Raw genomic sequence first — 13,022 nt, 5'->3', positions numbered from 1 at the left:
GAGGAAGGGCTGATCGCCGATGAGTGAACTCTGGGCGGATATGGGGCCGCAACTGTGGCCCGCCTTCTGGGTGACGCTGAAACTGACCTTCTTCTCGTCGATCGGGGCGCTGATCTGGGGCACTCTGCTGGCCGCGATGCGGGTGTCCCCGGTCCCGGTGATGCGCGGCTTCTCCGAGGTCTACATCAACGTGGTCCGCAACACACCACTGACGCTGATCATCTTGTTCTGTTCCATCGGGCTGTACCAGAATCTCGGTCTCACCCTGGCACCGGACAACGAGAGCTTCATCGACAACAACAACTTCTGGCTGGCGGTCCTCGCATTCGTGCTCTACACGGCGACATTCGTGTGCGAGACACTACGTTCGGGCTTCAACACGGTGCCGATCGGCCAGGCGGAGGCCGCACGATCCCTGGGACTCACGTTCCCGCAGGTCTTCGGCATCATCATCCTGCCGCAAGCGCTCCGCTCGGTCATCGGGCCGCTGGGCAGTGTGCTGATCGCCCTGACCAAGAACACCACGATCGCCTCTGTCATCGGAGTGGCCGAGGCCTCGCTGCTGATGAAAGAAGAGCTCGAGACGTTCTCCGACCAGATCGTCGCGGTGTTCGCGATCATCGCGATCGGCTTCATGATCATCACGCTGACCGAAGGCTTCGTCTTCGGGTATCTGGCCAAACGACTGGCGGTGAAACGATGAGCACCAACGCAACCGTCCTCTACGACGCACCCGGCCCCAAGGCGCGGATGCGCAATCGCATCATCGCGATCGTCTTCATCGCCATCCTGATCGCGATCGCCGCCTACGTGCTCTACATCCTCGGCGGCAACGACCAGCTGACGTCGGAGAAGTGGAATCCCTTCGTCAAGTCGACCACCTGGACCACCTACATCCTGCCCGGCCTGTGGGGCACGCTGAAGGCGGCGGCACTCTCGATCATCCTGGCGTTGCTGCTCGGCTCGATCCTCGGCATCGGCCGGTTGTCCGATCATCGATGGCTACGGGCGCTGTCCGGACTGTTCGTCGAGGTGTTCCGCGCGATCCCGGTGCTGATCCTGATGATCTTCGCCTACTACCTGTTCGCCGACTACGCGATCTTCCCGTCGTCACAACTGGCATTCGCGGCCGTGGTCACCGGCCTGACCCTCTACAACGGTTCGGTGATCGCCGAGATCCTCCGTTCCGGGATCAACTCTCTCCCGAAGGGCCAGACCGAGGCGTCCATGGCCTTGGGCCTGCGCAAATCGCAGATGATGCGCATCGTCCTGCTCCCCCAGGCCGTGACCGCGATGTTGCCTGCGTTGATCTCCCAGATGGTCATCGCGCTGAAGGACAGCGCTCTCGGATACGCCATCGGCTACATCGAGGTGGTCCGATCGGGCATCCAGTCCGCGTCGTACTACGGGAACTACCTCCCCGCGCTGGTCGTGGTCGCCATCGTGATGATCGTGATCAACTTCGGGTTGTCGTCGCTGGCCACCTATCTCGAACGGCGGTTGCGTCAGGGCCGGACGAAGCGAGTGGTCCCCGACGCCGAGGCGGCCGACCTCGCGGCCATGGAGAATCTGCCGACGTTCGGGCCGAAGTAGGCCGGTTCGAGTCGAGGACCGGCCGTGATGTTCACGCTGTGATCGTCAGACCTCGCTGTTCACATCGTCGAGTGCCTCGGTGACGACCTCGATGGCCATCGACTGTGGGTAGCCCCGGCGCATCAGCATGCCCGCCAGCCGCCGGAACATGGTGTCACGCAAGGCGGGATCGGCGAGCAGACGGTCGATCTGCGTGGGCGTCAGCTTCTTGGCGACGAGCCCGGCGGCGACGGCACGCTCGTCGTCGGGATCCACGTCGTCGAGCGCGGCCTCGATGATGCCTGCGTCGACACCCTTCTTGCGGAGTTCCTGACGGAGCGCAACACGCCCGCGGCCCGAATGAGTGTGCCGAGACCGCACCCATTCGTTGGCGAACTCGGTGTCGTCGACCAGCTGGTGTCTCTCCAGTCGGATCATCACGTCGTCCACCGTCTCGGCATCAAAACCCTTGCGGGTCAGCCGTTCGGCCATTTCCTGTCGGGAACGAGAGCGGACCCCGAGGAGTCGGAGTGCCGCGTCCCATGCGCTGGGACCGGTCCGTTCCTCGGGGTCCGGTGTGGTACTGCTCACGGCTCGATCAGAATTCCACCGGGGCGGGTGCGACCTCATCGGCGTCGACGACGGCCCCGATGCCCAGCTTCTCCTTGATCTTCTTCTCGATCTCATCCCGAACGTCGTCGTTCTCCAGCAAGAACTTCCGGGCGTTCTCCTTGCCCTGGCCCAGCTGATCGCCCTCGTAGGTGAACCACGAACCCGACTTGCGGATGAACCCCTCGGCCACGCCCATGTCGATGAGCGAGCCCTCCTTGCTGATGCCCTGGCCGTAGAGGATGTCGAACTCGGCCTGCTTGAACGGCGGCGCAACCTTGTTCTTGACCACTTTCACGCGAGTGCGGTTGCCGACTGCATCGGTGCCGTCCTTGAGCGTCTCGATACGCCGGACATCAAGCCGGACAGAGGAATAGAACTTCAGGGCCTTGCCGCCGGTGGTGGTCTCCGGGGAGCCGAACATGACACCGATCTTCTCGCGCAGCTGGTTGATGAAGATGGCAGTGGTCTTCGAGTTGCTCAGCCCGGACGTCATCTTCCGCAGCGCCTGGCTCATCAGGCGAGCCTGCAGTCCCACATGGCTGTCGCCCATCTCACCCTCGATCTCCGCACGCGGTACGAGCGCGGCGACCGAGTCGATGACCAGGATGTCGAGCGCGCCGGAGCGGATCAGCATGTCCGCGATCTCCAGCGCCTGTTCCCCGGTGTCCGGCTGCGACACCAGCAGCGCGTCGGTGTCCACACCGAGCTTGGCCGCGTAATCGGGATCGAGAGCGTGCTCGGCATCGATGAAGGCGGCGATACCGCCTGCGGCCTGGGCGTTGGCCACCGCATGCAGGGCGACGGTGGTCTTACCCGAGGATTCCGGGCCGTAGACCTCCACGATCCGACCGCGTGGGAGGCCACCGATACCGAGGGCCACATCCAACGCGATGGAGCCGGTCGGGATGACGGCGATCGGCTGACGGGTCTCCTCGCCGAGCCGCATGACCGATCCCTTGCCGAAGTTCTTGTCGATCTGCGCGAGGGCCAGATCGAGCGCCTTCTCCCTGTCCTGGGGTGCTGCTGCCATGGGGTTCTCCTCCGAACTCGGGGCCGATGACCGGCCAGGTGGTCTGGTGTGTGGCTGATGTGAGTTGCACGTTAGCCACGGGATCCGACAATTTCCGTCTGCACACGTCGTTGCTTGGTCGTCTCAATGTCTGACGCACGCCCGGAGTCCGTGGTTCCGACAACACCCACAATGAACGAACATGTGTTCGATGGCAAGCACCGACACGCCCCGCGGGCAGATCGCTGCGCGCGGATCACCGGTAGGCGGGCCGGCAGCTCTGCATCGCCGTCACCAACGTTCGCGGGGGACGTCGAAATCTCGGCAGATGGCCACCCAGACGTCCCGTGGATCGGCACCGCCTTCGATCGCCTGCGACCCGGTACGTCCACCGAATTCGAGGAGAACGTGGTCGACCAGGATCGAATCGGCCGCCCGCTCCCCGAACTCGGCGGTGATCAGCTCGGTGAATTCGGTCAGACGCACGCGGCCAGCCTACCCACGCCGGACGTCCCTCTCACTGCGGCAACAGACGCCGCACAACCTGCACCGGGTCGACGACCCCGGCCGCCGACAACGAGGCACGCCGTGCGGCATCGGCATACGCCGGATCGGTGAGCACCTCGCGCGCCGCCGACGCGAGAGACCGCACCTCCAGCGGCCGGACGAGACGGCCACTCCCCTGGCGCTGCACGCGATTCGCCAGTTCCCACTGGTCACCGCCGCCGGGAACCGTAACCACCGGGACACCGGCCGCGAGCGCCTTGGCCAGCATCCCGTGTCCGCCACCGCAGATCACCAGATCGGCGTCGGGCAGGACCTCGTCCTGTCGCGCCGTGGCGACCACCAGATGATCTGGGAGCCGTCCCGACGACGACGGCGGGTCCAGGGCCGAGAGCACCACGCGCACAGGGAATCCGAGCTCGTCGCAAGACAGTGCGGCGATTGCGGTGTCTGCCATGTCCGCGGCGCCCGTGACCGCGGTCGAGGGCGCGACCAGGATCAACGGTGCCGTCCCCGGAGGCCGCTCGAACACCGATTCGGTCGGCTCCCACAGCAATGGGCCCACGAGATGCGTGTGTGCGGGCCAGTCCGGTCGGTACACCTCCAGCGCCGGCAACGTCGCGACGAGGCGCGCCGCGGGTCGGGAAATGGATGTGCCGAGACCGATCTCGAAGCGCGCCCGCGACCGCTGCCGCTCACCGCGCCGCAACGATCGAGCGGTCGCCGCGCGCATCGCCCGGTCGCGCAGCCGGCCCGACCAACCCCTTCCGGGTTCGAGACCCGCGCCGATCGGCGGCAGGCCACGCGACGGCCGGTACAGCGGGTGCGGCGACAGTTCCACCCACGGGACACCCACGAGGTCGGCCGCCCACGCACCCCCGACGGTGATCACGTCCGAGATCACCAGGTCCACCCGGCGCTCGGCGAGCACCGGCGCCAGCGACACCGCGATGCGGCCGGCCCGTCCGCTCAGCTTCGCACCGGCGTCGGTGTCGTCGTCCCCGTCCTCGACGGCCAGACCCGGCAGCTCGACCACCTCGATGCCCCGTTCGGCAGCGGTCGCGCGCCACCGAAGCCCCGAGTAGACGATCGTCCCGATGCCGTCGGCTTCCAGACGTTCGGCGAGCGCGAAAGCCGGAAAGGCGTGTCCCGCATCAGGTCCCGCCACGATGGCCACGCGTGCCATGGATCTCCTCGCTGCCACGCGCACCCGTCCGGCGCAGGATGCACCGGTCGGCATGCGCATCGGACGACGAACGGCCCCCCCACTCGGCGGGAGGCCGTTCGTCGTGGTCGGATCGTGTCCGGTCGGATCAGTTGCCGGTCTGAGGCGGCTGTTCGGTCGCCGGTGTGGACGGTTGCGCGGGCTGGGCGGCCGGCTGTGCGCTACCGGTGCCCGCCGACGGGAGCGCCCCGCCCTGCATGCTGGCCCGGATCTGCTCGAGTCGTGCGTGCCCGGCCATCTGGACGCCGGCCTGCTCGACTTCCTGCATGCGACCCTGGACGGTGTTCTGCGCGAGTTCGGCCTGCCCCAACGCATTGGAGTACCGACGCTCGATCTTGTCGCGCACCTGGTCGAGATTCGGGGTGTTGCCGGGTACCGCGAGCTCACTCATCTGATTGAGCGACGCGCTCACCTGCTCCTGCATCTTGGCCTGCTCGAGCTGGCTCAGCAGCTTGGACCGCTCCGCGAGCTTCTGCTGCAGCATCATCGCGTTGCGCTCGACGGCCTTCTTGGCCTGCTCGGCCGCCTGCAACGACTGGTCGTGCAGCACCTTGAGATCCTCGACGCTCTGCTCTCCGGTGACCAGCTGGGCGGCAAAGGCCTCGGCAGCATTGGTGTACTCCTGCGCCTTCGCCGTATCACCCGCCGCAGTCGCCTGATCGGCCAGCGTCAGCGCCTGGCGCGTGTTGGCCTGGAGTTTCTCGATCTCCTCGAGCTGGCGGTTGAGCTTCATCTCCAGCTGACGCTGATTGCCGATGACCGACGCCGCCTGCTGGGAGAGGGCCTGGTGCTGACGCTGTGCGTCCTCGATCGCCTGCTGGATCTGGATCTTCGGGTCTGCGTTCTCGTCGATCTTGGCGTTACCCAGTGCCATCAGGTAGCGCCACGCCTTCACGAACGGGTTCGCCATTCTTGCGTCAACTCCATTCCGGGTGGTCGGTGAGTGTGTAACCAATCTAGCGTCTGGGGCCGCCACACGGTGACACACCATGGTCCCGGTCGCGCCGACGGCGCGGTCGGGTGCGGCGCGAACCGCAGAGCATCAGGCGGCGGCGAGCGCCGCCTCCTCGGAACGTCCGGCGGGCCCCGGGATGACGACCTTTGCGTCGAGCACGCCCATGTCCGTGGTCGAGACCGACTCGGCGCCGATCAGACGGTCACTGTCGGCGGGCAGCATGGCGAGGCCGATGTCGAGCAGGAGCTCGGCGATCTCCACGTCGAGCGCGTCACAGATCGACGCGAGGAGCTCGCTGGACGCCTCCTTCTGCCCACGTTCGACCTCCGACAGGTAGCCGAGGCTGACCCGGGCGTCGGTGGACACCTCGCGCAGCGTCCGGCCCTGCGTGGTGCGTACCCGGCGCAGGCTCTCGCCCAGCGCCTCTCGCAGTAGCACTGCCATCGGGCGTCCTCCTCACTGCTCGGTTGTCTATCGGCCACGACCACCTCGTCGGTCGTCGGGACCAGACCATCACCACAACGTCTGGGACACCGCACCGGTTCCCGACGACCCAGGTTCGCGGGTTCGGCGGGGTGTCACCGCCGTGACGACGACAGTAGTCGAATATGACGGCCGGTGCCGCGCGGTATCGCGCACGTCATCCGGTGTTGCGCCGAGGGCGAACACCGGGCGCGTCGGAGGCGTCGGAGGGCCCGTCGTCGGCCTCGGTCTGTGCCCGGCCGGCCGCCACGGACCGATTCCGCAGAGCCAGCGCCTGCCAGATGTAATCGAAGCCGGTGAACACCGTGACGACCAGCGCGAGGCCCATCACGATGGCGGCGGCCACATGCCATGGTCCGTCCAGCGGCAGCAGGTACACGCCGATGGCCACCGCCTGGAGCAGTGTCTTCAGCTTGCCACCCCGACTGGCCGGGATCACACCGTGCCGCAGGACCCAGAACCGAAGGGCGGTGACACCGAGTTCGCGGGCGAGGATCACGGCGGTCACCCACCAGGAGAGGTCGCCGAGGACGGAAAGGCCGACGAGCGCCGCGCCGATGAGGGCCTTGTCGGCGATCGGGTCGGCCATCTTCCCGAAGTCGGTGACGAGGCCTCGTTCTCGCGCGAGGCGACCGTCGTAGCGGTCGGTGATCGCCGCGATCGCGAAGATCGCTGCTGCCGTGATCCGCCACGCCGTGTCGTGGCCGCCGCCGATGAACAGGGCCACGACGAACACGGGAACCAGGAGGATCCGGAAGACGGTGAGCGCGTTCGCGATGTTGACCAGGGGTACCGGGTCGACAGGGTCGGTGATGTGGTCGGGTCCCCGGCCGGCACCGGCGATTCCGTGCTCGTGCACGGCACGGCGCATCCGATCGGTCATGACTCACCGATCTCTCGTGGTCGCCAGCCGACCAGGCGATACTGCTCCCGCACGCCCACAGCCTATCGGCACCCGGGTCGCGGGCTGTCCGCGAGGGCGGGCTCGGGCCGAAAGGCACGTGCGCGGCCCTCCGGATCGCGACTACTGTGAGGTCCCATGCCCCCTGCCGTCCCCGACCCGGCACCCCGGACGCCACCGACCGCCGCCCCGGGATCGACCGCAGCCGACGACGAGAACGTCTCGGCGACAGAGGTACGCGACGCGGTGATCCGCCGGGCACGAACCTCCGACGTTCCCCGGATCAAAGAGCTCATCGACCAGTACGCGGGCCGCATCCTGTTGGAGAAGAACCTCGTCACCCTCTACGAGGCGGTGCAGGAGTTCTGGGTGGCCGACCTCGACGGCGTGGTGGTCGGCTGCGGCGCGTTGCACGTGCTCTGGGCCGACCTCGGCGAGGTGCGCACCGTCGCGGTCGACACCGGATATGCGGGCCGCGGTGTCGGTCACCGGATCGTCGCGCGCCTGCTGGACATGGCCCGGGAGCTGCAGCTGTCCCGCGTCTTCGTCCTCACCTTCGAGACCTCGTTCTTCGCGCGGCACGGTTTCAGCGAGATCGACGGCACGCCCGTGACCCGCGAGGTGTTCGAGGAGATGTGCCGTTCCTACGACACCGGCGTCGCCGAGTTCCTCGACCTGAGTTACGTGAAGCCCAACACACTCGGCAACACCCGAATGCTGGCCACCCTCAACTGATCACGACAGGAGCCCCGATGGCGACCTTTGCCGTCCACTACACCTACGAACCCCCCAAGGCGGCCCTGCGTGACCAGTACCGGCCACTGCACCGGGAGTGGCTCGGCGAGGAGAATGCGGCGGGCAACGTGCTACTGGCCGGCCCCTACCCGGACGGCTCGGGCGCGCTGATCGTCGTTCGCGCCGAGAGCCTCGACGCCGCGGAGGCGTTCCTGGCCAACGACCCTTTCATCGCGCACAAGGCCGTCGACGGTGTCCGTGTTGTCGAATGGACCCAGGTCTTCGGACCGCTCGACGCCTGATCGACCCCGGACACCGCCGATCGGGGGACGTCAGCTCGGCGTCGACTCGGAATTGCGCGACTTGATCAGGCTCGCAACGGTGGTGATCACCAGCGTCAGAATGATCACCGCCAGCGAGACCGGAGTGGTGACCTCGGGTACCGACACATGCTCACCGCCGTTGATGAACGGCAGGGTGTTCTCGTGCAGGGCGTGCAGGATCAGCTTCACGCCGATGAACGCGAGGATGAAGGACAATCCGTACGAGAGGTAGACCAGCCGGTCCAGCAGACCACCGAGCAGGAAGTACAGCTGGCGAAGTCCCATCAGGGCGAACGCGTTCGCGGTGAAGACCAGGTAGGGCTCCTGGGTGAGACCGTAGATCGCCGGAATCGAGTCGAGCGCGAAGAGCACGTCGGTGAAACCGATGACCACGAGCACCATCAGCATGGGTGTCGCGAGACGCTTGCCGTTGGCCTTGGTGAACAGCTTGTCGCCGTCGTACTCGTCAGAGGTGCGCAGGTAGCGCTTCACGAAGCGCTCGAGGCGGCTCTCCCGCTCCTCCTCGTGCTCCACCGGATCGTCGCTCTCGCTGACCAGCTTCACCGCAGTGAAGATCAGGAAAGCGCCGAACAGGTAGAAGATCCAGCTGTAGGCGTTGATCGCGGCGGCGCCGACCAGGATGAAGACCGTTCGCATCACCAGGGCCATCACGATGCCGAGCAACAGCACCTTCTGCTGATACTCCTTGGGCACCGCGAACTTCGACATGATGATGACGAAGACGAACAGGTTGTCCACCGAGAGCGCCTTCTCGGTCACGTAACCCGCGAAGTACTCTCCGCCGAACGTGCCGCCCCATTTCCACCAGACGAACAGTCCGAACAGGATGGCTATCGAGATGTAGACGGCCGACCACGCCCCGGATTCCTTCAGTGAGGGCGCATGTGGCACCCGGACGTGGGCAAAGAAGTCGAAGACGAACAGACCCGCGATCACCACACAGGTGACGATCCAGACCGTTGTCGAGATATCCATGAAAGTGATCTCCTCCAGCGCGCAGCACAGGCTTGCGATGCCAGAGGTCTCTCCCGCCGGGGGTTCGGTGACACCACCACGTGACGTGTCACCGGGCCGACCGACGAATCCGGGTGGTCCGCGCCACGATGATCGGCATCGTGACCCGGGCGACCGTATTGACGGAGACGCCGCAAAGAGTGGGGATACTCCCCTCTTCGATCGTCGCCCAGCCTAGTACACGCGGGTACGGTTGCACCATGGCGCCACGTCAGCGCCCGGCGACCGTCGACGACATCCACACCGTCGCACAGGCGATGCCCCACGTCAGCGATGCCGGCTCGTCCGCGGATCGGCCGGTGTACCAGGTCGGCGGGAAGTCATTCGTGTTCTTCCGCACCCCGCGGCCGGACGCCCGCGATCCCGATACCGGCGAGCGGTTCGACGACGTCGTGGTCATCTGGGTCCCGTCCGAGGATGACAAGCTCGCCCTGGTCCAGGACGAGGGCACGCCGTTCTTCACCACGAGCCATTTCGACGGGCATCTCTCGGTGCTCGTACGCACGTCCAGGATCGGCGAGCTGAGCTGCACCGAACTGACCGAGATGATCCAGGACGCCTGGTTGAGCAGGGCATCGGCGCGGCGCGCGCAGACGTGGCTGTCCGAGCACGGGCTCGCCTGACGGCATTGCCCATCGACAGTCGACCACCCACTACCCCGACCGCTCGGTCCTCGATCGGCCCGTGGGCTACTCGGTGGCGGTGTCGTCGCCACCGCCACCGGTGATCGAGGTGATCACCCCGGCGAGGTCCTCCGGTTTGACCAGCACCTCACGGGCTTTGGACCCTTCGCTCGGCCCGACGACCCCGCGCGTCTCCATCAGGTCCATCAACCGACCCGCCTTGGCGAACCCGACGCGGAGCTTGCGCTGCAGCATCGACGTCGAACCGAACTGGCTGGAGACCACGAGTTCGATGGCCTGCAGGAGGTCGTCGAGGTCGTTGCCGATGTCGCCGTCGATGTCCTTCTTCTCGCCGGACTTGGCGGTGGTGACACCCTCGGTGTACTCGGGCTCACTCTGCTCGCGGGTGAAGTCGACGACTGCTTGGATCTCCTCGTCGGTGATGAAGGCACCCTGCATACGGATCGGCTTGTTGGCACCCATGGGCAGGAAGAGGCCGTCGCCCATACCGATCAGCTTCTCGGCGCCGGGCTGATCGAGGATGACCCGCGAGTCGGTCAGTGACGACGTCGCGAACGCCAGGCGCGACGGCACATTGGTCTTGATCAGGCCGGTCACCACGTCGACGGACGGACGCTGGGTGGCCAGCACCAGGTGGATGCCCGCCGCACGCGCCTTCTGCGTGATGCGCACGATCGCGTCCTCCACGTCACGCGGTGCGGTCATCATCAGGTCCGCGAGCTCGTCGACGATCGCCAGGATGTACGGATACGGGGTGTAGACACGCTCGCTGCCCAGCGGCGTGGTGATCTCCCCGGAACGCACCTTGGTGTTGAAGTCGTCGATGTGACGCACCCGCGACGCCTTCATGTCCTGATAGCGCTGTTCCATCTCCTCGACGAGCCACGCCAATGCCGCCGCGGCCTTCTTCGGCTGGGTGATGATCGGCGTGATCAGGTGCGGAATGCCCTCGTACGGGGTGAGTTCCACCATCTTGGGGTCGATCAGGATCATCCGGACATCGTCGGGTGTCGCCCGGCTGAGCAACGAGACCAGCATCGAGTTGACGAAACTCGACTTGCCGGAACCGGTCGAGCCGGCCACCAGCAGGTGCGGCATCTTGGCCAGATTCGCACTGACGAAGTCACCCTCGATGTCCTTGCCGAGCCCGATCACCAGGGGGTGACCGTCCTTGCGCGTCTTCGGCGACTTGAGCACGTCGGCGAGACGCACCATCTCCCGATCGGAGTTGGGCACCTCGATACCCACCGCGGACTTGCCCGGGATGGGCGCGAGCAGGCGGACGTTGTCGGTGGCCACCGCGTAGGCGATGTTGCGCTGCAACGCCGTGATCTTCTCGACCTTGACGCCCGGACCGAGTTCGACCTCGTAGCGGGTCACCGTCGGGCCGCGGGTGTAACCGGTCACGGCGGCGTCGATCTTGAACTGCTCCATGACCCCGGTGATCCGGTCGATCATGTCGTCGTTGGAGCGTCCGCCCTGCTTCGGCGGGTCTCCGTCGATCAGCAGGTCCGACGGCGGCAACTGGTAGGCGCCCTCGACGGGGCGATCCACGAGCGCGGTGGTCGAGGTCTCGGGCTCTGCGGCGGGCGTCTGGGCGCGTGGTGTCGACCGCTTCGCCTTCGCCTTGCGCGGTGGCGCCGGTTCCTCGGGTTCGACACCGATCTGCTCGGTGACCTCGTCGTCGAGCGGGATCGTCGTCGCCGCGGCGAAGTCGGCGGCGTCCACATCGGGGTCGACAGGACGCCGGGAGCGGCGACGGCGCACGGGCTCGACGTCGGGCGGGTAGTTGTCGTACGGGTCGGGCGAGTACCCGGAGGGCGAATCGAGCACCTCGGTCGTCTGATCGTCGGCGCCTCGACCTCGACCACGAGGAGCCCGGCGTGGTTCGCCGTCGTCCTCGGACTCGTCGCCGAGCTCGTCGTCGTCGAACTCGTCCCACGGCGCGGCGTCGTCGGCGTATGCGGCGTGGCCGACCCCGAGACCCAGATACCCGGCAGCTCCGTCGATCACCTCACGAACTGTCTTGCCGCTCAGGATCAATGCGCCGAACGCGATGCACAACAGCAGGATCGGCACCGAGATCCAGGCCGTCACGCCGTCGGTGAGCGGGGTGCCGACGGCGAATCCGAGGAAACCGCCTGCCGACGACCGGCCGGGCAGGTCCTCCGGCGCACCGGCGAGGAGGTGGACGAGACCGAGCGCCGGCAGCACCAGGAGCAGGCCGGCGCCGAGATACCGCGCTCGTCGATGCGGGTTGGGCGGCCGCCGCATGAGCACCACCGCCAGCGCGACCAGAGCGACCGGTATCACCACCGATGCGGCACCGACAATCGCTCGGATGAGGGCCTCGATGAAGGCCCCGACGGGTCCTGCTGCCCCGAACCACACGCTCGCGCCCACCAGGAGAGCGAAGGCGAGGATCGCCAGCGCGACGCCGTCGCGGCGATGTGAGTGACCGCTCAGGTCGCGTCCCGGCGCCGATCGTCCACGTCGATCGACGGGCCGCTCCTCGTCGAGTGGGTCGTCGACGATCGGCCCGTCGACGTCGAACCCGTCGTCGATCGCATCCTCGACATCGAGGTCGTCGAAACGATCGTCCCCCGTCGCGCGGACTCCCCCGGCACGTGCCAGACCGCCGACGCCGCGCGCCATCAGGGACCATCCGGCGCCGAGTCCGCGACCGACCGCGGATGCCCCGGTCGCCGCGACCGACCGCCGGTGGATGTCCTCGGACGCCACCGCGCTCCGGCTCCCGCTCCGAGCCCGCGTGGCGGTGCCGCTGCTCTTGCGGGCTGTCGTGGAGCGGGTGCCTGCCGACGTCGAGCGCGACGACGTCCGCGTGCTCGTACCGCGCGTCCCCCGTGCACCCGACTTCGTCGTCCCCGCGGTCGCACGCGATGCCGATTTCGGCGCACTCCTCTGCGACGTACCCCGTTTTTGGGCACCAGCGGTTGCTTTCGAAGCCATGCGAGACAGACTAGTCGCCTACCGTCACCTCAGTCACATGGGCAACACTGGCAA

14 protein-coding genes are annotated in these 13,022 nt (G+C 66.9%); 5 read left to right on the top strand and 9 right to left on the bottom strand.

Going from position 1 to position 13,022, the window contains the following annotated elements; genetic code table 11:
• The first annotated feature begins 19 nt into the window (after window positions 1–19).
• Entirely contained in the window at window positions 20–703 is a 684-nt protein-coding gene (locus tag OVA31_RS21675) for an amino acid ABC transporter permease (RefSeq protein ID WP_267628621.1), read from the top strand.
• Window positions 700–1,593 carry an amino acid ABC transporter permease gene (locus tag OVA31_RS21670; protein WP_267628620.1) on the top strand — a complete coding sequence of 298 codons (894 nt, stop codon included), beginning with the start codon at window positions 700–702 and terminating at the stop codon, window positions 1,591–1,593. The genes OVA31_RS21675 and OVA31_RS21670 overlap by 4 nt, the downstream gene beginning before the upstream one ends.
• 45 nt (window positions 1,594–1,638) lie before the next feature.
• Here the strand turns inward: OVA31_RS21670 and OVA31_RS21665 are convergent, their stop codons facing one another.
• The 7 genes from OVA31_RS21665 to pgsA form a co-directional block, all read right to left on the bottom strand.
• On the bottom strand, window positions 1,639–2,202 hold the full coding sequence (locus tag OVA31_RS21665) for a regulatory protein RecX (RefSeq protein ID WP_420714097.1): 564 nt from the start codon (window positions 2,200–2,202) through the stop codon (window positions 1,639–1,641).
• On the bottom strand, window positions 2,171–3,214 hold the full coding sequence (gene recA, locus OVA31_RS21660) for a recombinase RecA (protein WP_161059303.1): 1,044 nt from the start codon (window positions 3,212–3,214) through the stop codon (window positions 2,171–2,173). Before recA ends, OVA31_RS21665 begins: the two co-directional genes overlap by 32 nt.
• 270 nt (window positions 3,215–3,484) lie before the next feature.
• Complete coding sequence (locus OVA31_RS21655) at window positions 3,485–3,679, bottom strand: DUF3046 domain-containing protein (RefSeq protein ID WP_267628618.1); 195 nt, start codon at window positions 3,677–3,679, stop codon at window positions 3,485–3,487.
• A gap of 31 nt (window positions 3,680–3,710) precedes the next feature.
• A complete protein-coding gene (locus OVA31_RS21650; protein ID WP_267628617.1) occupies window positions 3,711–4,883 on the bottom strand; it encodes a glycosyltransferase in 1,173 nt (390 codons plus the stop codon).
• Between the two features lie 127 nt (window positions 4,884–5,010).
• Window positions 5,011–5,832, bottom strand: a complete 822-nt coding sequence (locus OVA31_RS21645; protein ID WP_267628616.1) for a PspA/IM30 family protein — start codon at window positions 5,830–5,832, stop codon at window positions 5,011–5,013.
• A gap of 132 nt (window positions 5,833–5,964) precedes the next feature.
• A complete protein-coding gene (locus OVA31_RS21640) occupies window positions 5,965–6,321 on the bottom strand; it encodes a helix-turn-helix domain-containing protein (RefSeq protein WP_267628615.1) in 357 nt (118 codons plus the stop codon).
• 196 nt (window positions 6,322–6,517) lie between these two features.
• Window positions 6,518–7,243, bottom strand: coding sequence for a CDP-diacylglycerol--glycerol-3-phosphate 3-phosphatidyltransferase (pgsA, locus tag OVA31_RS21635; RefSeq protein ID WP_267628614.1), 726 nt, complete (start codon window positions 7,241–7,243; stop codon window positions 6,518–6,520).
• A gap of 156 nt (window positions 7,244–7,399) precedes the next feature.
• Here pgsA and OVA31_RS21630 point away from each other — a divergent pair, with 156 nt between their 5' ends.
• Together OVA31_RS21630 and OVA31_RS21625 are read left to right on the top strand one after the other, a co-directional pair.
• Complete coding sequence (locus OVA31_RS21630; RefSeq protein WP_267628613.1) at window positions 7,400–7,996, top strand: amino-acid N-acetyltransferase; 597 nt, start codon at window positions 7,400–7,402, stop codon at window positions 7,994–7,996.
• A 17-nt stretch (window positions 7,997–8,013) separates the two neighbouring features.
• The gene (locus OVA31_RS21625) at window positions 8,014–8,298 is read left to right on the top strand and encodes a YciI family protein (protein ID WP_267628612.1); all 285 of its coding nucleotides are present in this window, start codon (window positions 8,014–8,016) and stop codon (window positions 8,296–8,298) included.
• Between the two features lie 30 nt (window positions 8,299–8,328).
• Here the strand turns inward: OVA31_RS21625 and OVA31_RS21620 are convergent, their stop codons facing one another.
• Window positions 8,329–9,315, bottom strand: coding sequence for a TerC family protein (locus OVA31_RS21620; RefSeq protein WP_267628611.1), 987 nt, complete (start codon window positions 9,313–9,315; stop codon window positions 8,329–8,331).
• 239 nt (window positions 9,316–9,554) lie between these two features.
• Between OVA31_RS21620 and OVA31_RS21615 the strand changes: the two genes are divergently transcribed.
• A complete protein-coding gene (locus tag OVA31_RS21615) occupies window positions 9,555–9,977 on the top strand; it encodes an MmcQ/YjbR family DNA-binding protein (RefSeq protein ID WP_267628610.1) in 423 nt (140 codons plus the stop codon).
• A 66-nt stretch (window positions 9,978–10,043) separates the two neighbouring features.
• Here the strand turns inward: OVA31_RS21615 and OVA31_RS21610 are convergent, their stop codons facing one another.
• Complete coding sequence (locus tag OVA31_RS21610) at window positions 10,044–12,968, bottom strand: DNA translocase FtsK (RefSeq protein WP_267628609.1); 2,925 nt, start codon at window positions 12,966–12,968, stop codon at window positions 10,044–10,046.
• Between the last annotated feature and the right edge of the window lie 54 nt (window positions 12,969–13,022).

The organism is Gordonia sp. SL306, from assembly GCF_026625785.1.
Lineage (GTDB): Bacteria > Actinomycetota > Actinomycetes > Mycobacteriales > Mycobacteriaceae > Gordonia.
Note: the sequence above shows the minus strand (reverse complement) of the source record. Positions and strands in the feature narration are given on the sequence as shown.

Bases quoted from the DNA above. Each gene is read 5' to 3' on its own strand.
- OVA31_RS21670 (WP_267628620.1), top strand. From the start codon at position 700: ATGAGCACCAACGCAACCGTCCTCTACGACGCACCCGGCCCCAAGGCG.
- OVA31_RS21610 (WP_267628609.1), bottom strand. From the start codon at position 12,968: ATGGCTTCGAAAGCAACCGCTGGTGCCCAAAAACGGGGTACGTCGCAG.
- OVA31_RS21615 (WP_267628610.1), top strand. From the start codon at position 9,555: ATGGCGCCACGTCAGCGCCCGGCGACCGTCGACGACATCCACACCGTC.
- pgsA (WP_267628614.1), bottom strand. From the start codon at position 7,243: ATGACCGATCGGATGCGCCGTGCCGTGCACGAGCACGGAATCGCCGGT.
- OVA31_RS21625 (WP_267628612.1), top strand. From the start codon at position 8,014: ATGGCGACCTTTGCCGTCCACTACACCTACGAACCCCCCAAGGCGGCC.
- OVA31_RS21630 (WP_267628613.1), top strand. From the start codon at position 7,400: ATGCCCCCTGCCGTCCCCGACCCGGCACCCCGGACGCCACCGACCGCC.
- OVA31_RS21645 (WP_267628616.1), bottom strand. From the start codon at position 5,832: ATGGCGAACCCGTTCGTGAAGGCGTGGCGCTACCTGATGGCACTGGGT.
- recA (WP_161059303.1), bottom strand. From the start codon at position 3,214: ATGGCAGCAGCACCCCAGGACAGGGAGAAGGCGCTCGATCTGGCCCTC.
- OVA31_RS21620 (WP_267628611.1), bottom strand. From the start codon at position 9,315: ATGGATATCTCGACAACGGTCTGGATCGTCACCTGTGTGGTGATCGCG.
- OVA31_RS21650 (WP_267628617.1), bottom strand. From the start codon at position 4,883: ATGGCACGCGTGGCCATCGTGGCGGGACCTGATGCGGGACACGCCTTT.
- OVA31_RS21640 (WP_267628615.1), bottom strand. From the start codon at position 6,321: ATGGCAGTGCTACTGCGAGAGGCGCTGGGCGAGAGCCTGCGCCGGGTA.
- OVA31_RS21665 (WP_420714097.1), bottom strand. From the start codon at position 2,202: ATGAGGTCGCACCCGCCCCGGTGGAATTCTGATCGAGCCGTGAGCAGT.
- OVA31_RS21675 (WP_267628621.1), top strand. From the start codon at position 20: ATGAGTGAACTCTGGGCGGATATGGGGCCGCAACTGTGGCCCGCCTTC.